The organism is Kaistia sp. SLG-1 (assembly GCF_059699055.1).
In genome coordinates, this window is sequence record NZ_AP048544.1 from 2,200,761 (window position 1) to 2,220,707 (window position 19,947).

General features: G+C 67.1%; 18 protein-coding genes. 11 read left to right on the forward strand and 7 right to left on the reverse strand.

Annotated features, from left to right (window positions below):
• Positions 1-482: 482 nt before the first annotated feature.
• A complete protein-coding gene (locus AC6HZP_RS09855) occupies positions 483-1,727 on the forward strand; it encodes a winged helix-turn-helix domain-containing protein (protein WP_497526413.1) in 1,245 nt (414 codons plus the stop codon).
• 120 nt (positions 1,728-1,847) lie between these two features.
• Positions 1,848-3,995: a putative bifunctional diguanylate cyclase/phosphodiesterase gene (locus tag AC6HZP_RS09860; RefSeq protein ID WP_497526414.1), complete on the forward strand. Its 2,148-nt coding sequence runs from the start codon at positions 1,848-1,850 to the stop codon at positions 3,993-3,995.
• 21 nt (positions 3,996-4,016) lie between these two features.
• Here AC6HZP_RS09860 and AC6HZP_RS09865 read toward each other — a convergent pair whose 3' ends face one another.
• The gene (locus AC6HZP_RS09865) at positions 4,017-4,661 is read right to left on the reverse strand and encodes an SGNH/GDSL hydrolase family protein (protein WP_497526415.1); all 645 of its coding nucleotides are present in this window, start codon (positions 4,659-4,661) and stop codon (positions 4,017-4,019) included.
• Between the two features lie 172 nt (positions 4,662-4,833).
• Between AC6HZP_RS09865 and AC6HZP_RS09870 the strand changes: the two genes are divergently transcribed.
• Both AC6HZP_RS09870 and AC6HZP_RS09875 read left to right on the forward strand, forming a co-directional pair.
• Positions 4,834-5,418 (forward strand): nitroreductase family protein, encoded by a 585-nt coding sequence (locus AC6HZP_RS09870; RefSeq protein WP_497526416.1) that lies wholly within the window; start codon positions 4,834-4,836, stop codon positions 5,416-5,418.
• 76 nt (positions 5,419-5,494) lie between these two features.
• Positions 5,495-7,516: an aldo/keto reductase gene (locus tag AC6HZP_RS09875; protein WP_497526417.1), complete on the forward strand. Its 2,022-nt coding sequence runs from the start codon at positions 5,495-5,497 to the stop codon at positions 7,514-7,516.
• Between the two features lie 1,178 nt (positions 7,517-8,694).
• Here the strand turns inward: AC6HZP_RS09875 and AC6HZP_RS09880 are convergent.
• Together AC6HZP_RS09880 and AC6HZP_RS09885 are read right to left on the reverse strand one after the other, a co-directional pair.
• Entirely contained in the window at positions 8,695-8,868 is a 174-nt protein-coding gene (locus AC6HZP_RS09880; protein ID WP_497526418.1) for a hypothetical protein, read from the reverse strand.
• Positions 8,869-8,897: 29 nt separating this feature from the next.
• A complete protein-coding gene (locus AC6HZP_RS09885; protein ID WP_497526419.1) occupies positions 8,898-9,095 on the reverse strand; it encodes a hypothetical protein in 198 nt (65 codons plus the stop codon).
• Positions 9,096-9,187: 92 nt separating this feature from the next.
• Between AC6HZP_RS09885 and AC6HZP_RS09890 the strand changes: the two genes are divergently transcribed.
• Complete coding sequence (locus AC6HZP_RS09890; protein WP_497526420.1) at positions 9,188-10,090, forward strand: LysR substrate-binding domain-containing protein; 903 nt, start codon at positions 9,188-9,190, stop codon at positions 10,088-10,090.
• Here the strand turns inward: AC6HZP_RS09890 and AC6HZP_RS09895 are convergent.
• Entirely contained in the window at positions 10,082-10,513 is a 432-nt protein-coding gene (locus tag AC6HZP_RS09895; RefSeq protein ID WP_497526421.1) for a VOC family protein, read from the reverse strand. The genes AC6HZP_RS09890 and AC6HZP_RS09895 overlap by 9 nt on opposite strands.
• Before the next feature lie 81 nt (positions 10,514-10,594).
• On the opposite strand from AC6HZP_RS09895, the gene AC6HZP_RS09900 reads away from it, so the two are divergent.
• Positions 10,595-11,161, forward strand: a complete 567-nt coding sequence (locus AC6HZP_RS09900) for a TetR/AcrR family transcriptional regulator (protein ID WP_497526422.1) — start codon at positions 10,595-10,597, stop codon at positions 11,159-11,161.
• 55 nt (positions 11,162-11,216) lie between these two features.
• Positions 11,217-11,813, forward strand: coding sequence for an NUDIX domain-containing protein (locus AC6HZP_RS09905; protein ID WP_201403400.1), 597 nt, complete (start codon positions 11,217-11,219; stop codon positions 11,811-11,813).
• A 209-nt stretch (positions 11,814-12,022) separates the two neighbouring features.
• Here the strand turns inward: AC6HZP_RS09905 and AC6HZP_RS09910 are convergent, their stop codons facing one another.
• On the reverse strand, positions 12,023-12,478 hold the full coding sequence (locus AC6HZP_RS09910) for a winged helix-turn-helix transcriptional regulator (protein ID WP_497526423.1): 456 nt from the start codon (positions 12,476-12,478) through the stop codon (positions 12,023-12,025).
• A 167-nt stretch (positions 12,479-12,645) separates the two neighbouring features.
• Between AC6HZP_RS09910 and AC6HZP_RS09915 the strand changes: the two genes are divergently transcribed.
• Together AC6HZP_RS09915 and AC6HZP_RS09920 are read left to right on the forward strand one after the other, a co-directional pair.
• On the forward strand, positions 12,646-13,290 hold the full coding sequence (locus AC6HZP_RS09915; RefSeq protein WP_497526424.1) for an NAD(P)-dependent oxidoreductase: 645 nt from the start codon (positions 12,646-12,648) through the stop codon (positions 13,288-13,290).
• A 232-nt stretch (positions 13,291-13,522) separates the two neighbouring features.
• A complete protein-coding gene (locus AC6HZP_RS09920) occupies positions 13,523-14,968 on the forward strand; it encodes an alginate export family protein (RefSeq protein WP_497526425.1) in 1,446 nt (481 codons plus the stop codon).
• A gap of 98 nt (positions 14,969-15,066) precedes the next feature.
• Here the strand turns inward: AC6HZP_RS09920 and AC6HZP_RS09925 are convergent, their stop codons facing one another.
• The gene (locus AC6HZP_RS09925) at positions 15,067-16,236 is read right to left on the reverse strand and encodes an Mrp/NBP35 family ATP-binding protein (protein WP_497526426.1); all 1,170 of its coding nucleotides are present in this window, start codon (positions 16,234-16,236) and stop codon (positions 15,067-15,069) included.
• 578 nt (positions 16,237-16,814) lie between these two features.
• On the opposite strand from AC6HZP_RS09925, the gene AC6HZP_RS09930 reads away from it, so the two are divergent.
• Together AC6HZP_RS09930 and recO are read left to right on the forward strand one after the other, a co-directional pair.
• Positions 16,815-18,143, forward strand: coding sequence for a porin (locus tag AC6HZP_RS09930; protein WP_497526427.1), 1,329 nt, complete (start codon positions 16,815-16,817; stop codon positions 18,141-18,143).
• A gap of 232 nt (positions 18,144-18,375) precedes the next feature.
• Positions 18,376-19,128, forward strand: coding sequence for a DNA repair protein RecO (recO, locus tag AC6HZP_RS09935; protein WP_497526428.1), 753 nt, complete (start codon positions 18,376-18,378; stop codon positions 19,126-19,128).
• A gap of 302 nt (positions 19,129-19,430) precedes the next feature.
• On the opposite strand, the gene AC6HZP_RS09940 is transcribed toward recO, so the two are convergent.
• Complete coding sequence (locus AC6HZP_RS09940; protein ID WP_497526429.1) at positions 19,431-19,754, reverse strand: hypothetical protein; 324 nt, start codon at positions 19,752-19,754, stop codon at positions 19,431-19,433.
• Positions 19,755-19,947: the final 193 nt, after the last annotated feature.

Below are 19,947 nucleotides of genomic sequence, written 5' to 3' on the forward strand. Positions count from 1 at the left end.
GGGCAATTCGCTGAGCTTGCGGCAAATCCGACGAAGAACCCCTCCCCAAGACCGCCATCTGGCGGTCTTGACCCTCCCTCAAGGGGAGGGTTCAAGGCGCCTATTCCATCGCCGGGATGACGGCGGAGGGTGGCGCGGCCGACGGGCTTGTCCACGCGCCATCTCAACATGAGGGCTCTGTCACCAGCTCTCCCTCCTCAGGAGACCTTCGCGTATCCCTGCCCAGCCGTCGTGCCACGTAGGATCTCCATCATCCTGAGGTGCCCGAGCGCAGCTCGGGCCTCGAAGGACGCACGGACGAGGGGCAGTCCGATCGATGGCACAGCCGCTCTGCGTGCTTCGAGACGGCCCTGCGGGCCTCCTCAGCATGATGCGGGTGGTGATTGCAACCGTCTCCTGAGGCGAGGGGCGAGGCGGCTCGAATGGGAGTCGTCCCCCGCACGCACTGGCCTCGGTCGGGCCGGCCTGCGATAGTCCCCGTCATGACGGTGCATCCAAGTCTGATTCAGGGATCTCTTTCCGCCGACGAGGCGCGCCGTGTCGCGCTCGCGGCGCAGGGCTTCGGCGGTGGCCGCGACGCCACGCCGGCGCAGTGGCGGCGGCTCGCGCCGCTGGTCGAGCGGATGGGGCTGCTGCAGCTCGATTCGGTCAACGTGCTGGTGCGCTCGCATTATCTGCCCCTGTTCAGCCGGCTCGGCGCCTATTCCCGCGCCGCCCTCGACGAGCGCGCCTTCGCGGGCGGGGCCAAGCGGGCGCTGTTCGAATACTGGGCGCATGAGGCGTCGCTGCTGCCGCTCGACTATTACCCGCTGATGCGATGGCGGATGAAGCGCGCCGCCGCCGGCATCGGCATCTATGGCGGGCTCGTCACCTTCGCGGCCGAGAACCCCGGCTATCTCCGCGCCGTGATCGACGAGATCGGCCGTCGCGGGCCGCTGGCGGCGAGCGAGCTGGACGATCCGGGCGAGCGCAGCGGTCCCTGGTGGGGCTGGCACAAGGGCAAGACGGCGCTCGAATATCTGTTCTGGACGGGAGAGGTGGCGACGAGCCACCGGCGCGGCTTCGAGCGCATCTACGACCTCGCCGAACGCGTCATTCCGTCTGCCGTCGCCGGCGCCAACGTGCCGGACGAGGCCGACGCCATTCGCGCCCTGGCGCTCGCCGGCGCGCGGGCGCATGGCGTGGCGACGGAAATCGACATCCGCGATTATTTCCGCCTGCCCGTCGCCGAGGCGCGGCTGGCGCTGCAACAGCTGGTGGAGGAGGGGGCGCTTGCCCCGGTGCGCGTCGATGGCTGGAAGCAGCCGGCCTACTTCGCCGTCGAAACGCCGATCCCGAAGCGGCTGGCGCCGACGGCGCTGCTGTCGCCGTTCGACCCGCTGGTCTGGCACCGTCCCCGCACCGAGCGGATCTTCGATTTCCACTACCGGCTGGAATTCTACACGCCGGAGCCGAAGCGGGTCTTCGGCTATTTCGTCATGCCGTTTCTGCATCGCGGCCGGCTCGAGGCGCGGGTCGATCTGAAGGCGGATCGCGCCGGCGGACGGCTGCGGGTTCTCGGCGTCTTCGCCGAGGAGAAACTTCGGCGGACGGACGAGATGATCGCCGCGCTGGCGCAGGAACTGCGGCGCCTGGCCGGCTGGTTGCAGCTCTCCGACATCGTCGTCGAGGCGGAGGCGCCGCTCGCCGTCACGCTCCGCGAAGCGCTGCGCACAGCCGACGCCTGATTCCGCAGCGCTCGGATATATTTTCATTCGCGTTAAGGTTGATGTGCTTGTATGCCGTTGGGGGAATTGACCTTCAGCGGTGCCATGAATCTACTTCCGCGATCGACGTTCAGATTTGCGTTGCGTATCGCCCTGCCAGTACTTCTCGTGCTGGCGGGATCGATCGTCTTCATGATCTTCGCCCTGCAGGAAATGGCCGGCGAGGTCGACCAGATCGACGCCGCCGCGACGGAGCGTTCCGCGACCGCCTCGCTGGCGGCGCTCTTGAAGCAGATGCGCGACGTGCATGGCGACTACGCCGTCTGGGATGACGCCGCGATCAAGCTCTACAACACCGTCGATACCGAATTCGCCACGCGGAACTTCAAGGAATCCACCCGCTCGGCGGTGTTCTTCGATTCCGCCTATCTGCTGGACGAGAACGGGCAGCACGTCTTCGCCTATCGCCGCGGCGGCGTCGCGCCGCGTGGCCCGCTGGAGGAGTTCGGCTCGCCGCTGCAGGTGATGCTGACCGCGCTCGCGCGGAACTACACGGAATACGACGCCAAGGCCGGCCTCATGAAGGACCGCTCCGGCGCCATCACGGCGGTCGTCGTCGGTTCGATCTATCCGACCAGCAGCACGGTTGCGCGGGCGCGCGGGAAGCCGCGCCTGCTGGTGCTCGCGCACACGCTCGACGATCGGTCGATTCGTCACCTGGGGAATGATTTCGCCATCGAGGGCATGTCGCTCAGCTTCGATCCGAACTTCGCCGGCCAGCGGGTGCCGCTGATCGATCCGACCGGCAAGTCGATCGGCGCGCTGACCTGGCAGGAGCGCAGCCCCGGCAACGAGGCCTATGGGCGGGTGGCGCCCGTCGCCTATGTCACGCTCGGCCTGATCGGCACGACCATCCTTTTCCTGCTCGGCATCGGCTACGCCAATCTGGTCTCGGCGCGCCGGCGCGAGCGCCAGGCGATCCATGACGCCCATCACGACAGCCTGACGGGCCTGCCGAACCGGGCCGCGCTGACCAAGGGGCTAGATATCGCCGTCCGGCGCAACGGGACGCAGCCGCTCGCGGTGATCTTCCTGGATCTCGACGGCTTCAAGGAGGTCAACGACTCCTATGGCCATGATACGGGCGATCGGCTGCTGGAGCGCGTCGCCCGCGGGTTCAAGGCCATCTGCGGCCAGCGGGGGCTTTTGGCCCGCGTCGGCGGCGACGAGTTCGCGCTGGTGCTCGACAGCTCCGACACCGTGGCGGCCGCCGAGGAGATCGCCAACCGGCTCGTCCAGTTCCTGCAGGCGCCGCTCAACATCGACGGCCGCGTGCTGACGATCGGCACCAGCGTCGGCATCGCCTTCGCCGGCGAGGGCGGCATGACGGCGGAGGAGCTGCTGCGACGCGCTGACGTCGCCATGTACCAGGCCAAGGAGCTCGGCCGCAGCCGCGTCGCGCTCTACGACCGGTCGATCGACACCGATAAGATCGAGCGCCGCGTGATCGCCGACGAATTGCGGCTGGCGCTCAAGCACAATGCGCTTCAGCTCGTCTACCAGCCGATCTACGACGCCGTGACCATGCGCCCTGCGCTGGTGGAGGCGCTGCTGCGCTGGCATCACCCGGTGCGCGGCCTGGTTGCGCCGGACCTGTTCGTCTCCGTCGCCGAGGAAATGGGGCTGATGGACGAGCTCGGCACCTGGGTTCTGCGCCATGCCTGCCGGGACGCCGTGGCGTGGCCGGAGGTCGGCCTCGCCGTCAACGTGTCGCCGGTGCAGTTCCGCAATCCCGGCTTCGACCGGATCCTGGCCACGATCCTTGCCGAGACCGGCCTGCCGCCGTCGCGGCTCGAGATCGAAATGACGGAGACGAGCCTCGTCACCTATCCCGACCGCGCCCAGAACATCGTCGCACTGCTGCGCATTCACGGCATCAGCGTCGCGCTCGACGATTTCGGCACCGGCTATTCGTCGATCGGCTATTTGAGGCGCTTCGCCTTCGACAAGCTAAAGATCGATCGCTCGCTGGTCCACGGCGTCTCCGTCGACCCGGAAACGCGCCGGCTCTGCGAGGCGACGATCGCGCTGGGGCTGGCGCTCGACCTGAAGGTGACGGCGGAGGGCCTGGAGACCAAGGCCGATGTCGAGATCATGCGGGCCGCCGGCTGCTCGCATCTGCAGGGCTATTATTTCGCCCGCCCGATGGCGGCCGAGGCCGTCACCGAGCTTCTGGCACGAACCGACGACGACGACGAACAGGCGGCCGGATCGCTGCAGCGCGCCTGACCGCCGGCTCCGTTGCGCGGATCAGGCGAGCGCTTTGACCGCCGCCGCGATCGCCTTGCCGAGCGCGACATGCGCGTCGGGATCGAGGTGGATGCCGTCATAGGCGCTCGAACGGATGTGCTGTCCCGCGTCGAGGAATGCCGCGCCATGCTCCTTGGCGATGGCCGCGTAGAGCGTCGCGAAGGCCTGCGATTTGGCGAGGCCGCCGGCCAGCATCGGCGTGTATTCCGGCTTCTCGCCGGTATGGTCGAGGATCGGCGCCGGCGCCACCACGAGGATCTTCGGCACGCCGGAATTGTTGCCGGCCTCGGCCTGCTTGATCACCTTGATCAGCTCGCCGACGCCCTTGGCGATATCCTCCGCCGGCACGTTGAAGCGCGCCTTGAGGTCGTTGGTGCCCAGCATGATGACGACGACGTCGAGCGGCCGGTGCGAGCGAAGGCAGGGCAGGAGGTAGGTCTTGCCGTTCATGTACTCGCCCTCGACGGGGTCGGAGTGCACGGTGGTGCGGCCGGGAAGCCCTTCCTCGATCACCAGCCAGTCGGCGCCGAGCTCGTTCTGCGCGATGCCCGGCCAGCGCTCGTCACGCCCGTAGCGATCATCGGGACGGGCGACGGTGGCGGCGCCCCAGGTGTTGGAATCGCCATAGGCGAGTACGGTCTTCATCGAAACTGCTCCTCCCGGCGAATCTGCTTCGCCCCTGCGAAACCGATCAAACATCAAGGCTGATATTTCTCAAGCGGGGGGCTTACGCGCGGCCCACGCCCCTCTAGGATCGGCGCCGTCGCCGGCGCGACTCTCGTCGCGCGACGCCCCGCATGCCGATGGAGACCCTGGAATGAGGAAGCCCGCCGAGACCGATGCGCCGATCCTGCCGGTGATCGCCGAGCGCTGGAGCCCGCGCGCCTTCGATCCCGAAAAGACGCTGACGGAAGCGGATCTGAAGCCCCTGTTCGAGGCCGCGCGCTGGGCGCCTTCGTCGAGCAACACCCAGCCCTGGCGCTTCGTCTACGCCTTTCGCGGCGAGCCGTTCTTCGACACGCTGGTCGACTGCGCCGTCGAGGGCAACCGGCCTTGGGTGCGGCGCTGCTCGGTGCTCGCCTATGCGATCGCAAAGACCCATTCCGACAGCGGCCGCGCGCTCTGGCACAATCGTCACGATACCGGCATCGCGCTCGGCTATCTGCTGCTGCAGGCGACCGCCAACGGCCTCGCCGTGCATCCCTTCGGCGGCTTCGAGAGCGACAAGGTGATCGCCGCCGCCCATGTGCCGGAGGGCTATGAGCCCTGCACCGGCATCGGCATCGGCTTTCCCGGCGATCCGGACATCCTGCCGGAGCGGGACCGCGAGCGCGAGCTCGGCGGCCGCGAGCGCCGCGCCGTGCGCGATTTTGCCTTTCACGGCCCCTGGCCGGAGGCCTGAGGCGGAGATGAGCCCCGGCGGGAGGATGGCGGCTCATGGCCGCCGCGCCGGATGAACGACAATGGGAGTGAGTGACATGACCACCGAGGACAAGAGTCAGGACCCGGTTCGCTGGGGCATCATCGGGCCGGGCGGCATCGCCAAGGCGTTTCGCGATGGGCTGAGCCATTCGCGCAACGGCCGGCTGGTTGCGATCGGCAGCCGCAATCCGGCCAAGCCCGGCCTCGCCGAGGATTTCCCCGGCGCCCGCATTCTGGACGGCTACCAGGCGCTGCTCGACGACCCCGAGGTAGAGGCCGTCTACATCGCGACGCCGCATCCGGGCCACGCCGAATGGGCGATCAAGGCGGCCGAGGCCGGCAAGCACGTGCTGGTCGAGAAGCCGCTCGGGCTCACCGCGTTCGAGGCGGAGGCGATCTTCCATGCGCACAGGAAGGCCGGCACCTTCGCGGGCGAGGCCTTCATGTACCGCCTGCACCCGCAGACCAAGCGGCTCTATGACCTGGTCGCCGAGGGCGCGATCGGTGAAGTGCGCGCCATCAAGTCGAGCTTCGGCTTCGCCATGCCGGGCTTCGATCCCGCGCACCGGCTCTATGCCAACGACCTCGCCGGCGGCGGCATCCTCGACGTCGGCTGCTATCCGGTCTCGATGGCGCGGCTGATCGCGGGTGCTGCCGCCGGCAAGCCCTTCCTCGATCCGGTGGAAGTGCAGGGCGCGGCGCATCTGGGAAAATCCGGCGTCGACGAATGGGCGGCGGCGATCCTGACCTTCCCGAACGACATTATCGCCGAAGTCTCCTGCAGCGTGTCGCTGGCGCAGGACAATGTTCTGCGCATCCTCGGCACCAAGGGACGCATCGAGGTCTCGGACTTCTGGTTCGCCGGCGGCAAGGAAGGCGGCACCGGCACGATCCGCATCGTGCGCCCGGACGGTAATGTCGAGGCGATCGAGGTGGCCGAGGCCGGCTGGCTCTATTCCTTCGAGGTCGACGCGGCCAGCGAGGCGATCCGCGCCGGCAAGCAGGAGCTGGCGTCGCCCGGCATGAGCTGGGCCGACACGCTCGGCAATCTCAGAACGCTCGACAAATGGCGCGCGGGCGTCGGCCTGGTCTTCGACATCGAGACGCCGGCGCGCAAGACCACCACCATCAAGGGCGCCAAGCTTTCGCGTGGCGAAAAATCGATCCCGAAGCGGCAGATCGCCGGCGTCAACCAGCCGACCTCGGTGGCGGCGCTCGGCTTCGAGTTCTTCCCGGATTTCGCCAGCGCCTCGGTGCTGCTCGACGCCTTCCACGAGGCGGGCGGCAATCTGTTCGACACCGCCTACATCTATGCCGGCGGCAAGACGGAAAAAATCCTCGGCGACTGGCTGACGAGCCGGGGCGTCCGCGATGAATCCGTCGTCATCGGCAAGGGCGCGCATTCGCCGCTCGTCTATCCCGATGTCATCGGCAAGCAGCTGACCGAGTCGCTCGACCGGCTGCAGACCGACCATGTTGACCTCTACTTCATGCATCGCGACAACCCGGACGTGCCGGTCGGTGAGTTCGTCGATGCGATGGACGCCGAGGTGAAGGCCGGCCGCATCCGCGGGCCCTATGGCGGCTCCAACTGGACGCGCGAGCGCATGGACGCGGCGATCGCCTATGCGCAAGCGAACGGCAAGCAGAAGCCGGGCGCGCTCTCCAACAACTTCTCGCTGGCCGAGATGCTCGATCCGATCTGGGCCGGCTGCGTCGCCGCCTCGGACGATGTGTGGAAGGCCTGGCTCGACGAGCGGCAGATCCCGAACTTCGCCTGGTCGAGTCAGGGCCGCGGCTTCTTCACCGACCGCGCCGGCCGCGACAAGCGCGACGACGAGGAGATCGTCCGCGTCTGGTATTCGGAGAAGAACTTTGGCCGTCGCGACCGGGCGATCGAGCTGGCCAGGAAGCTCGGCCGCGACCCGATCCACATCGCGCTCGCCTATGTGCTGGCGCAGCCCTTCCCGGTGGTGCCGCTGATCGGCCCGCGCACGCTCGCCGAACTCGAGGACAGCCTCTCCGCCCTCGACATCCAGCTGACGCCCGAGCAGGTCGCCTGGCTCGACAAGGGCTGAGCGGTCGTTAGTAGACCCTCACCCCGACCCTCTCCCGCACGCGGGAGAGGGAGGCCGCCTGCGCCGGTGAAGGGCGGTGGTCCTGGCTCGGTCGCCGATACCGCTCTCTGACACCGCGTTTCCAAGAACTCGACCATCATCCTGAGGTGCCCGGCAAAGCCGGGCCTCGAAGGAGGGTCCAGGGAACTCCTGATTTGATCGCGGGGGATATCGCCAGACTTCGCCTGCAAGCCGGAGTGCTGGCTGGACCCTCCTTCGAGGCTTCGCTGACGCGAAGCGCCTCAGGATGATGGCGGAGGGTTTCGATTGGCTGGCCTCACACTTGGTCACCCGCTCGCCGTCATCCCGGACTTGACCCGGGATCCGTTTCCGCCGGGTTGGCGGCCGCGCGAACATCCCGGTTGCGCGGCTGCATGGATCCCTGCTTTCGCAGGGATGACGGCGGAGTGTGGGAATCCAGTTGAGCTCTACTGTCGGCAATTGCGGTCGACGCCTTGCCTCACACGCAGCCACCCGCTCGCCGTCATCCCGGGCTTGACCCGGATCCATTCAGCCGGGTTGGAGGCCGCGCGAACCTCCAGATGGCGCGGCTGCATGGATCCCTGCTTTCGCAGGGATGACGGTGAGGGTGGGAATTCGGTTGAGCTCTAACGGTGGCAGACGCGTTCGACGCCTTGGCTCCCACGCAGCCACCCGCTCGCCGTCATCCCGGGCCTGACCCGGGATCCATTTCCGCCGGGTTGGCGGCCGCCGCGAACCTCCCGGTTGCGTGTCTGTATAGATCCCCGCCTTCGCGGGGATGACTACGGAGTCTGGGAATCCGGTCGGAGCTCTGGCGGCGGTGGCAGACGCGTTCTACGCCTTGCCTCACACGCAGCCACCCGCTCGCCGTCATCCCGGGCCTGACTCGGGATCCATTTCCGCCGGGTTGGCGGCCGCCGCGAACCTCCCGGTTGCGCGGCTGCATGGATCCCTGCTTTCGCAGGGATGACGACGGAGGGTGGGAATTCGGTCGGAGCTCTATCGGTGGCAGACGCGTTCGACGCCTTGCCTCACACGCAGCCACCCGCTCGCCGTCATCCCGGGCTTGTCCCGGGATCCATTCAGCCGGGTTGATGGCCGCGAAGTGCCCCTGAAGGGCGAGGCAGCAGCCGTATTCCAGCTTGCCGAAGCCCGGCCTATTCCATTTCCGTGTCGCGCGCGGATGGCGTCGACATCGTCATCTGGCGCTGCGGCGTCGGGCGCGCGTGCAGCAGCGCTGCGGCGAGCGAGCGGTTGAGCGCCTTGTACTGGCTGCGCAGCGCCTCTTCGCGGAGGTCGGCGGCGTTCGGGGTCTTGGCCCGGCTGGTCATCGTCATGTCTCCTCTAACCGCCGCTGCGCTCAGGCGCAGCGGCCGCGTCGTTCCGGCTCTTCGTCCGGCTGCGCCTCGATCGGCTCGGGGCCGATCGGCAGGTCAGCCAGTTCACGCAGGCTTCGTGTCCAGAGTGTGGACTCCGGAAATTCATTCTCGTTGTCGGCGACCGGGACCGGCTCGGCCGCCCAATCGACGATGGCCCTGAGAAGCCTGTAGATCGTCATGGTTCATCTCCTCGGCTGACGTCGAGGAAGCATGGTCCTAAACCGATCGCGGCGATATCGACATGATCTCGGTCACACTTTAGAAAAACTGCATGGCCGATCCCTTCAAAGTCCCGCTTAACGCGCTCCGCGCTATAGAAATCGTCGCCCGTAGCGGCACACTCGCAATCGCGGCCGATGAACTTGGCGTGACCTCGGGCGCGGTCAGCCAGCATATCCGCCGCGCCGAGGCGCGACTGGGCGTGCTCCTGTTCGAACGGACGCCGCGCGGCCTCGTCCCCACCCCGGCGCTGGAGGCGGCGCTGCCGCTGCTCTCGGCCGGCTTCCGGCAGGTCGCCGAGGCGGTGTCGGTGATGGAGGGCGACCGGCGCGGCACGCTGACCATCACTACCGCGCCGACCTTCGCGGCGCGCTGGCTGGTGCAGCGCCTCGGCCGCTTCACGCGGGAAAACCCGGATATCGAGATCCGCTTCGTCGCGTCGACCACCGTTGTCGACCTGGCGCGGAGCGACGTCGACTGCGCGATCCGGCTCGGCCGCGGCGATTGGCCGGGCGTCGCCGCCGAAAAACTGCTGCCGCAGCCCTTCTTCCCCGTCTGCGCGCCGCTCTGGCGCGACCAACTGCGCGAGCCGGGCGATCTCGGCCACGTGCCCGTTGTCGCCGACGAGGGCACGATGGTCGAATGGGCCGCCTGGTTCGAGGCGGCCGGCGCGCCGATGCCGAAGCTCGCCGGCCCGTCCTTCACGGATCCGATCCTGGCGCTGGAGGCGACGATTTCGGGGCAGGGGGTGATGCTGGCCTGGCAGATGGTGGTGCAGGACGCGCTCGACACGGGGCGTCTCGTGCGTCCCTTCGCGACGGAGGCGAAGACCGATCTCGCCTACTGGTTCGTGACGACGGAGGCCAAGCGGAAGAACCGCAAGGTGCGGCTCTTCCATGACTGGCTCACGCGCGAAATGGCGCTGTCGACCGGCATCGCGCCGGGCTCAGGTTGAGCCGGGCAGGGCGCCTTCCGCATAGGCCGAGGCGTATTCGGCGCTGGGCGGGATCGGTGTGATCACGTCGATCAGCACGCCGTTCGGATCGGCGGTGATGAAATGGCGCTGGCCGAACGGCTCGTCGCGAAGCTCGAGTCGCATCGGCAGCCCGGCGGCGGTGAGCCGCGCATATTCCGCGTCGACGTCCTCGACCTCGAAATTGAGCAGCAGGCCGGCGACCGTGCCTTGCCCGGTTTTGGGAATCGTCTCGTGCGAACCGTCGAGGATGGCGAGGTTGACGGTGGGATCGCCGGCCGATTGCAGATGCACGTACCAGTCGCTCTCGAAGAGCGCCGCGAAGCCGAAATGCGCCATGTAGAACGCCGCTGTGCCGGCGACGTCGCGCGTCATGACGACGGGATAGAAGCTGGTGATCTTCATTGGGGTCTCCATGGCTTTCCACGCTCCGGGATTTAACATACAGTCTGCATGTTTCTTTTCCTTAACATACAGGCTGTATGTATGCAATCGCCGCGCAGTAACCAGGACCGCACCGAGAAGACCCGCGCCGCGCTGATCGCGGCGGCGCGGACGCTGTTCGTCGACAAGGGCTATGCCGAGACGGCGACGCCGGAGATCGTCGCGGCGGCCGGGATCACGCGCGGCGCGCTCTATCACCATTTTCGCGACAAGCGGGACCTGTTCCGCGCGGTGGCGGAGGAGGAGGCGAGGGCCGTGGCGGCGGGCATCGAGGCCTCAGCGCCAGCGGTTGAAAAGCCGCTCGACGCGCTCCTCGCCGGCAGCCGCGCCTATCTCGACGCCATGGCCGCGCCGGGCCGGACGCGGCTGCTTCTGATCGAGGCGCCGGCCGTACTCGGCCTCGCCGAGACGCGCGCGCTCGACGAGGCGCATGCGGCGCGCACGCTCCGGGAAGGGCTCGCCGCGCTCGGCGTCGCGGAGGGCGCGGAAGCCGTCGGCGACCTGCTTTCGGCCGCCTTCGACCGGGCGGCGCTCGCGCTCGACGCCGGCGGCGATCGCGCGGCCTATGAAGCGGCGCTTTCGCTACTTATAAGGCGTCTGGTGTCGTGACGCGCTTTGTCCGGGGCGGACGCCCCGGCGGGCTGACAGGCAGGAAAGATCTCAGATGAGCGATTGGAAGGACCGGGTCCGGGAGCGCGAGCGTGTGCTGCTCTCCGACAATTGGGGCCGGCTGCACAAGAACGTCTTCGACTATCGCCGCTCCGACGGCACCTGGCAGGAGCAGGTCCGCGAGACCTATGACCGCGGCGACGGCGCGGCCGTGCTGCCCTATGACCCGGATCGCGGCACCATCCTGCTGATCCGCCAGTTCCGCTATCCGGCCTTTGTCCGCGGCCATGAGGAGCCGTTGATCGAGGCCTGCGCCGGCCTGCTCGACGCCGACGATCCCGTCACCTGCATCCGGAAGGAAGCCGAGGAGGAACTGGGCGTCCAGCTCGAGGCACCCCGCCGCGTCATGGTTTCGTTCATGTCGCCGGGCAGCGTCGTCGAGCAGCTGCACCTCTTCGTCGCCCGCTACCAGCCCGGCGACCGCATCGGCGATGGCGGCGGCCACGTCGACGAGGGAGAGGACATCGAGGTGCTGGAGCTCGCCTTCGACGAGGCGCTCGCCATGGTCGACGACGGCCGCATCTGCGACGCCAAGACGATCATGCTGATCCAGTACGCGGCGCTGAAGGGCCTGCTGAAGGGCGGGTCGTAGCGCGGCCCGGACCGGCGACGCCGTTCTTCCTTCTTGAACCTCCCCCTCGAGGGGAGGTCGAAAACGCCCTTCGCGTTTTCGGGAGGGGGGCTTCGCGCGGCTCGCGCCAATCCGACGAAGAAACCCCTCCCCAAGACCGCCAACAGGCGGTCTTGACCCTCCCTCAAGGGGAGGGTTCAGGACGCCAGCTTTGAATTATGGCCGGCCCCTCAGGACTTCCCGGCGGCGTCATAATCCCGGCGGCTGGCGCGGATTGCCTCGTGATGCGCGCTCGCCCAGCCGGTCAGCACCTTCATCGGCTCGGCCAGCGAATGGCCGAGCTCGGTCAGCGCGTATTCGACCTGCGGCGGCGTGGTCGGGAAGACCTGCCGGCTGACCAGGCCGTCGCGCTCCAGGCTGCGCAACGTCACCGTCAGCATGCGCTGCGAGATGCCGGCGACGGCGCGCTTCAGCGCATTGAAGCGCTGCGGCCCCGTCGTCAGCTGCAGCACGGTCAGATAGCTCCAGGCATCGCCCAGCCGGTCCAGCACGTCGCGGACGGGACACTCTTCGGCGGGAAGCACGGTCATGCCTGCGAACGGACCGTTCACCAGCGGCGTTCCAATCGCCTTTCCCGCCGCCGGCGACACAGCGATGAAATCCCGCGATTCCGCCATTTCGTTCATGGGTCGGTTTCCTTCTGGCGGCGAGGTGGTTCCCCCGCTGTGCCCTGGTTCAGGGGAGATGCGTCCTTCCCGGATGCAAGTCAAGCGCCTAGTTACGGATCGTAACCGCACGGATGCGGCAAGGGCAGGCGGGATCGTTCGCCGTTCCAGGAAAAAGGACTTCAAGAATGAAGATCGCAGTCATCGGTGCGACGGGCTTCGTGGGCGCGGCCGTGGTCGCGGAAGCGCTGGCGCGCGGCCATCAGGTGGGGGCGATCGCCCGCCATCCGGAAAAGCTCGCCGAGGCGCCGGGCCTGACCCGGATCGTGGGCGACGTACGCGACGCTGACCGGGTCGCGGCGCTGGTCGCCGGCTACGACTATGTCGTCAGTGCCTACAATCCCGGCTGGACCAATCCCGATATCTATAACGAGTATCTGCTCGGCGCGGCGGCGATCGTCGCCGGCGTGAAGAAGGCCGGCCTGCCGCTGCTCGTCGTCGGGGGCGCCGGCAGTCTCGAAGTGGCGCCGGGCGTGCAGGCGGTCGACCTTCCGGAATTCCCGGAGACCTGGAAGCCCGGCGCGCTCGCCGCCCGCGACGGCCTGAACGAGATCCGCAAGGAAACCGAACTCGACTGGACCTTCCTGTCGCCGGCCGCCTTCCTGGAACACGACACGCCGCGCACCGGCCACTACCGCCTCGGCGGCGACAATCCGGTCGTCGACCCGGCGACGGGCACGGCGCATATCTCGATCGGCGATCTCGCCGTCGCGATCCTCGACGAGGCGGAAGCCCGCAAACACAAGCACCGCCGCTTCACCGTCGGCGTCTGACACAAACAGAAAGCCGCCCGGATCGGATCCGGGCGGCCGAGGCCTTCGCCAGGATCGACGACGGCCACCTCTGCAACGCAAGACGATCCTGCTGATCCCGTTTGCCGCGCTGAAGGGGCGCCGACCGCGTAGGATGGCTGGTCGAGCCGTCGGCCATCTGCTTTCATGGACTAGTAAGGGAATCATTCGATCGCCTTTCGGCAAGGCGGCGCCTTCGATAGCATCAGGTGAAATGCACCGCCTCATTTCCGCATTGCGACGATTGGGTGGTGTCATCGGTGTCCTGTTGCCGGTCCAGGGCGCGTTGGCGGCAGACCGGCTGGTTCTGTTCGACGCCGACGGCTTCGAGGTCCGCGCCCATCTGCAGATCGGCGGCAACGCCGTCTTCGAGCGCAATCTGTTCTGGAATCTCGCCGAGACGGTCGCGCCGGCCGTCGGCTTCGACGCGAACACCGACTGGCTCGAGGGCTATGTCATGCCCGGCCTCAGCTTTTCCAAGGAGATCGGCGACGCGTTGACGGCCTATGGCAAGGTTTCGATGGTGGCTTCGGGGACGCTTGGGATCGACGCCTTCGACGTGGGAGGCACGGGACGCGTCACCCTCGAGGACGGCTATCTCGGCCTCCGCTCGCGGGATACGAGTGGCGCGGTGCCCTGGTTCGACGTCTCGCTCGGTCCGCGCGACTACAAGGCCGGCACCGGCATGCTGATCGCCAATGGCGGCGCCAACGGCTTCGAGCGCGGTGCCTTGAAGCTTGGCCCGCGCGACGCCTGGGAGAGGGCGGCGCTCGCCCGGTTTGGCTTCAGCGGGTTTTCGGCGACGGGGTTCTATATCGAGCCCAACGAACTGCCGCGCAATCCGACCAACACGCAGATCGTGGGCGGCGATTTCCGCTATGATGGCCCCGCGGACACCTATGCCGGAGCCACGATCGGCTACGTCCCGACGTCGACGGCGCCCTATCCCAAGGCGGCGCCGGGCGGGATCGGGGTTCCCGCGATCCTTTCCGATGGCCGCGACGGTCTGAAGTTCGTCAATCTCTATGGCCGCGCCTTGCCCTTCGAGGGCAAGCTCGAAAATCTCTTCGTCGGCGGCGATTTCGCCTATGAGTGGAACGAGCGCATCGACATGCGGGCCTGGGGCGGCAGGGCGCAGATCGGCTATACGTTCGCCAGCCTCGGCTGGACCCCGGTTCTGACCTACACCTATCAGACCTTTTCCGGCGACGACCCCTCGACGCCCGCGCTCGAGCGCTTCGATCCGCTCTACTACCAGGGCACGCCGAGCGCCTGGTCTACGGGCTCGAAGTCGTCGATGGTCTTCATCAACTCGAACGTCAACGCGCATCAGCTCAGCTTGAGCGTCCAGCCGACGCCGCGCGACACGCTGACGTTTCGCTATGCCTATATCGACGCCAACCAGCTGCGAAGCCCGATCCAGTTCGGCCAGGCGACGCGGCTCGAATTCGCCAACGGCGTCTCCGACCCGGTCGCCGGCGTGACCGAGCGCCACCTCGCGGACGACGTCTATCTCGAATATATCCGCGCGATCACGCTCAGTACCTATCTGACGACCGGCATCAGCGCGTCCGTGACGGGCGCCGGCATGAAGTCGATCCTCAGCGGCGACGCGCCGATCTGGTATGGCGGCTACGCCAATATCGTCAGCGATTTCTGAGCGCGCGCGGCTCGGCTCAGCGCGACGCGAAGCGGCGGACTGCCGAAAGGCCGTCCGGAAAGATCCGGACGGCCCCGTTTGCTGAAGCGGGCCTCGCCCTACTCGATGACGATGCTGGGCGCCTGTCTTGCGCCGGAGCCGCCCGAGACATTCGCCCAGATCTTCGCGGCGATGTCCTTGTAGACGCGGGCATGCGGCCCTTCCGGCGCCGTGGCGACGACCGGCCTGCCGCTGTCCGATGTCTCGCGGATCACCATTTCGAGCGGCACTTCGCCGAGGAACGGCACGCCGAGCCGCTCGGCTTCGCGCTTGGCGCCGCCATGGCCGAAGATGTCGTAGCGGGCGCCGGTGTCGGGGGCGATGAAATAGCTCATGTTCTCGACGATGCCGAGCACCGGCACGTCGACCTTGCGGAACATGGCGAGGCCCTTGCGCGCATCGATCAGCGCCAGGTCCTGCGGCGTCGAGACGATGACGGCGCCGGCGAGCGGCACCTGCTGCGCCATGGTCAATTGCGCGTCGCCGGTGCCGGGCGGCATGTCGACGACCAGCACGTCGAGCGGCGCCCAGGCCACCTCGCGCAGCATCTGCGTGATCGCCGACATCACCATTGGCCCGCGCCAGATCATCGGCGTCTCTTCCTCGACGAGGAAGCCCATCGACATCGTCTTCAGCCCATAGGCCTCCATCGGCTTCAGCGTCCGCCCCTCGATCGCCTCGGGCCGGCCGGAAAGGCCGAGCAGGCGCGGCACGGACGGACCGTAGATATCGGCGTCGAGCAGGCCGACCTTGAACCCGTTGGCGAGAAGGCCGAGCGCGATGTTGACGGCGGTGGTCGACTTGCCGACGCCGCCCTTGCCGGAGGCGACGGCGATGATCGCGCCGACGCCGGGAATGCCGGGCTTGGCGGAGGAGGTCGGCCGGGCCGGCGTCGGGCGCGGCGGGTGGGCGGCGGGCGATTCATGCGCATGCGCGTGCGCCGCCGGACGGGGCGGTTGCGGCGCGGGGGCGCCGGCTTTCCGCTCGGCCGTCAGGATGACGAGCGTGCTCTCGACGCCCTCGAGCCCGCGCACGGCGGCGGCGGCCTTCTCGCGCAGCGGCTCCAGCTCATGCGCGCGCGCCGCGTCGACGGTGATCGAGAACATCACCTTGCCGCCATTGATGAGAATGTCCGAGACGAGGCCGAGGCTGACGATGTCCCCGTTGCCGTCCGGACCTTCGACCGAGCGCAGCCGCTCGAGAATGGCGTGTCTGTCGAGGGCGGTCATGGCAGGCGGTATTCCTTGTTGTGGCGTTGACGGGCGACCTTAGTCCATCAGGGCCGCCAAGGGGTATCGGATTCAGGCGGATCCCCCGCGCGCGAAACGGCGCAGGCCGGCCGCAATGCGGTCCGAGGATTCGGGCGCGAATCCGGCGCCCGGATGGCGGGTGTGCGGAGAGGCAACAGCGGCGAAGATGGCTCGCCTTGCGCGACCGCGTTCGGGCAGGAATGCCGGAGAGGAACCGAAAGTCGTTTATTTTCAGCGCGTTGCGTTAACCGGCCTTGCCCCATCTATTACCAGAAACTTAACCACAACCGTCACACGGAAGACATTCGGTGTTGCATTTCTGTCATAGCGCCCGATCACGCTTTCGCTATGATCTGAGACACGGAATCACGAGATGAGATTCCGGTCGCAACTACCGGCCACCCTGGGGTGGGGGCCAACAAAAGTAGAAGCGGCTGAACGGGGATTAGGACGGACTTCGAACGAGCTGACGAGAAGGGGTGATCCTAACGGGTCTACTCGGCAGCGACGAGAAGAATGAAATACTCTCCTGGTTTTACCTTTTTGGAGGTCAGGATATGAACTTTAAGACCCTTCTCCTCGGCTCTGCAGCAGCCATGATCATGGCTGGCGGCGCTCAGGCGGCGGATCTCACGGTCGCCGAGCCGGTCGACTACGTGAAGGTCTGCGACGCTTTCGGCACGGGCTTCTTCTATTCGCCGGGCACGGACACCTGCATCAAGGTCGGCGGCTACCTGAAGTTCGGCACCTCCTTCGGTGATCGTTCGGGCGCCAACTTCGTCGGCGTCTTCAACCCGATCTACTCGAACAGCAACTGGGGCAACTTCTACACGGAAGCCTCGATCCAGCTGACGGCTTCGTCGGTCACCGAATACGGTAACCTGACCGGCTTCATCGACTACCGCGCCAAGACCGGCAACGTCCGCGGCACGGGCGACGTCCAGAACTACGTCAACGCCGCGACGAACTCCGCTTACGTCGATAGCGCCTACCTCGAGCTCGGACCGCTCAAGGCTGGTTACTTCACCTCGCTGTTCGACTTCGGCCGTGGTTACAACGACACCGGCATGTTCGGTTCGGACTCGACCACTGACCACATCCAGCTGACCTACGCCGTCAACGGCTTCGGTCTGGCGATCTCGGTGGAAGACGCGCGCGACCGTAACGCCTTCGGCCAGTTCAATGGCTCCATCACTGACAACACCGTTACTCCGCCTGTCACCAATTATTACTCCGGTGGTCAGGACAACATTCCGGACATCGTCGGCGCCGTCACCTACGCTTCGGGCATCTTCTCGGCCAAGGTTGCTGCGGCCTGGACCCATCAGGCTGTCAACATCGGCAGCGGCACGGGCACCAGTGCTGATCCGTTCAACATCGACGCGCAGGACGGTTGGGCGATCGGTGGCGGTCTCGAGATCGCGCTTGACAACTTCTCGGCTGGCGACCGCTTCTTCGTGTCGGCTGCCTATGGCGACAACGCCAACTCCTACACCGGTCTCGCCGGCGGCACCTCGGTGTCGGGCTTCGTCGGTCCGGTCCTGAGCTACGACTTTGCGTCGGCTCCGGGTTCCAGCTGGAGCGCGCTCGCTTCGTACAAGCACGTTTGGACCCCGCAGCTGTGGTCGTCGCTCTCGGGCGGCTACGCTCAGTTCAGCGGCAGCGACAACCTTGATGGTGCTGATGTCGACGCCTGGCGCGCTGGCTTCACCACCGCCTACACCCCGGTCAAGGGTCTCGATATCGTCGGCGACGTCTTCTACACGGACGTCAAGGTCAAGAACGACAACTCGAACGCTGGTATCCCGGGGCGCCCCGCCCTCGCCACCGGCGATCAGGACGGCAGCGGTTGGACGTTCAACCTGTTCCTGAAGCGCTCCTGGTAATTCCAGGATAGCTTAGCTATCGAAGGCCCGGCGGAGCGATCCGCCGGGCTTTTTCGTTTTTGGGTATCGGAAACCGGGCGACTGCCATGCCGGTATGTGCTCATCGAGCGGCTTGTTGTGCGGCCGCTCACGGAATGACCGATATTCTGTCCACCGCGACGGGCGCGGGACGCGCGAACTTCGACCGTTCTGCGCGGGTGACGGCCTTCGTCGCCCGCTCTAGAATGCCCGGATGGAATGGACCGATCAGGGCCTGGTACTGGGCGTGCGGCAGCATGGCGAGACGAGCGTCGTTCTCGAGCTGATGACGGCCGGGCGCGGGCGGCATCTCGGCCTGGTGCGCGGCGGCCGTTCGCGCCGGCTGGCGCCGGTCCTGCAGCCGGGCAATACCGTGCAGGCGATCTGGCGCGCCCGTCTCGACGAACATCTCGGCATCTTCACGATCGAGCCGGTGACGAGCCGCGCCGCGCGGCTGATCGGCGATTCCGGCACGCTTTTCGCGCTGCAGACGCTGACCGGCCACCTTCGCCTGCTCGCCGAGCGCGAGCCGCATCCGGCCCTCCATGGCGCGGTCGAGGCCGTGCTGGATGCCGTCGCGGCGGCCGAGCACCCGCAATGGTTCGATTTCGCCACCTTCATCGCCCGGTTCGAACTGATCCTGCTCGAGGAACTGGGCTACGGGCTGGATCTATCGGCCTGCGCCGCCACCGGCGCGCGGGAGGAACTGCTCTATGTCTCGCCGAAATCCGGCCGGGCCGTCAGCCGGGCAGGGGCGGCGGGCTATGAGGAGCGGTTGCTGCCGCTCGCGCCGTTCCTGACCGGCGGACCGTCGAACGGCGCGCCGGAGGAGCTGCGCGATGCCTTCCGCCTGACCGGGCATTTCCTGTCGAAGCACATCTATGGCCCGCGCGGACTGCGCGAGCCGACGGCCCGCACGGAACTCCTGACGCAGCTTGATCGGCTGATTTCCGTTCAGGCCGTCTGAGAACCGGGCCATAATTCGAAACTAGGCCTGGATCGACGTTTGGGGGGCAGGGGCTGTTGTCCAAACCTCGAGCCCTCTCGACCGATCGACCGGCTCCGACCTCATCCTGAGGTGCTTCGCGGAGCGAAGCCTCGAAGGAGGCTCCAGCGGAGTACTTCTGTTTGCGCGCGAGTCCGACGAAATCTGCCTCGCTATCTGCGGCCTGAGAGTTTCGCTGGACCCTCCTTCGAGGCCCGGCTTCGCCGGGCACCTCAGGATGATGGTCGAGTTCTACCCGACAGGATCGTACCAAACGCCCTTGATCAGCGTGCCCAGCAGAAGTCGCGCACCTTCGGCGAGTAGCGGAACGGGTTCAGGGCAATGTCCTGGCGGCAGCGGTTGCGGATGCCGAGCTGCAGGGTCGGATCGAGCGACGCCTTGAAGGCGGCGAGCGACGCGGTGTCGTCGGGGACGGTCGAAAGGTCGAAGCCGAAGACCTTCCAGTCGGGCAGCGGGCCGGACTCAATCCCGCTCGTGGGGAAGCTGTTGGCGCTCGTCGCCGCCGCGGGCGACGCCGAAAACACGGCCGGCGCGGCGAGAAGCGCCAGGGCGACGATACCGAGGGCGGTTTTGGACAGGCTCATCATGGATCCTCATTCAATCGAACGACCGTACGATCTGCGATATATACGGAATATCGTTGCCGGAGCGTGAAATACAACCGCGACATGGCCGCCTGCGACGCCGCCCGGCCGCGCGATTGGGTTGCTGGAAATGTGCAATGTCTCCGTTCCGCCATCCGCGCCGGGTTAAACTGGCGCGCCCCACGATTCGGACGCC

Excerpts from the sequence above, each read along its gene's own strand:
- AC6HZP_RS09855 (WP_497526413.1), top strand. The coding sequence starts at position 483 with ATGACGGTGCATCCAAGTCTGATTCAGGGATCTCTTTCCGCCGACGAG.
- AC6HZP_RS09925 (WP_497526426.1), bottom strand. The coding sequence starts at position 16,236 with ATGACCGCCCTCGACAGACACGCCATTCTCGAGCGGCTGCGCTCGGTC.
- AC6HZP_RS09900 (WP_497526422.1), top strand. The coding sequence starts at position 10,595 with ATGCAATCGCCGCGCAGTAACCAGGACCGCACCGAGAAGACCCGCGCC.
- AC6HZP_RS09880 (WP_497526418.1), bottom strand. The coding sequence starts at position 8,868 with ATGACCAGCCGGGCCAAGACCCCGAACGCCGCCGACCTCCGCGAAGAG.
- AC6HZP_RS09930 (WP_497526427.1), top strand. The coding sequence starts at position 16,815 with ATGAACTTTAAGACCCTTCTCCTCGGCTCTGCAGCAGCCATGATCATG.
- AC6HZP_RS09875 (WP_497526417.1), top strand. The coding sequence starts at position 5,495 with ATGACCACCGAGGACAAGAGTCAGGACCCGGTTCGCTGGGGCATCATC.
- AC6HZP_RS09895 (WP_497526421.1), bottom strand. The coding sequence starts at position 10,513 with ATGAAGATCACCAGCTTCTATCCCGTCGTCATGACGCGCGACGTCGCC.
- recO (WP_497526428.1), top strand. The coding sequence starts at position 18,376 with ATGGAATGGACCGATCAGGGCCTGGTACTGGGCGTGCGGCAGCATGGC.
- AC6HZP_RS09865 (WP_497526415.1), bottom strand. The coding sequence starts at position 4,661 with ATGAAGACCGTACTCGCCTATGGCGATTCCAACACCTGGGGCGCCGCC.
- AC6HZP_RS09885 (WP_497526419.1), bottom strand. The coding sequence starts at position 9,095 with ATGACGATCTACAGGCTTCTCAGGGCCATCGTCGATTGGGCGGCCGAG.
- AC6HZP_RS09920 (WP_497526425.1), top strand. The coding sequence starts at position 13,523 with ATGCACCGCCTCATTTCCGCATTGCGACGATTGGGTGGTGTCATCGGT.
- AC6HZP_RS09940 (WP_497526429.1), bottom strand. The coding sequence starts at position 19,754 with ATGATGAGCCTGTCCAAAACCGCCCTCGGTATCGTCGCCCTGGCGCTT.
- AC6HZP_RS09870 (WP_497526416.1), top strand. The coding sequence starts at position 4,834 with ATGAGGAAGCCCGCCGAGACCGATGCGCCGATCCTGCCGGTGATCGCC.
- AC6HZP_RS09905 (WP_201403400.1), top strand. The coding sequence starts at position 11,217 with ATGAGCGATTGGAAGGACCGGGTCCGGGAGCGCGAGCGTGTGCTGCTC.
- AC6HZP_RS09915 (WP_497526424.1), top strand. The coding sequence starts at position 12,646 with ATGAAGATCGCAGTCATCGGTGCGACGGGCTTCGTGGGCGCGGCCGTG.
- AC6HZP_RS09910 (WP_497526423.1), bottom strand. The coding sequence starts at position 12,478 with ATGAACGAAATGGCGGAATCGCGGGATTTCATCGCTGTGTCGCCGGCG.
- AC6HZP_RS09890 (WP_497526420.1), top strand. The coding sequence starts at position 9,188 with ATGGCCGATCCCTTCAAAGTCCCGCTTAACGCGCTCCGCGCTATAGAA.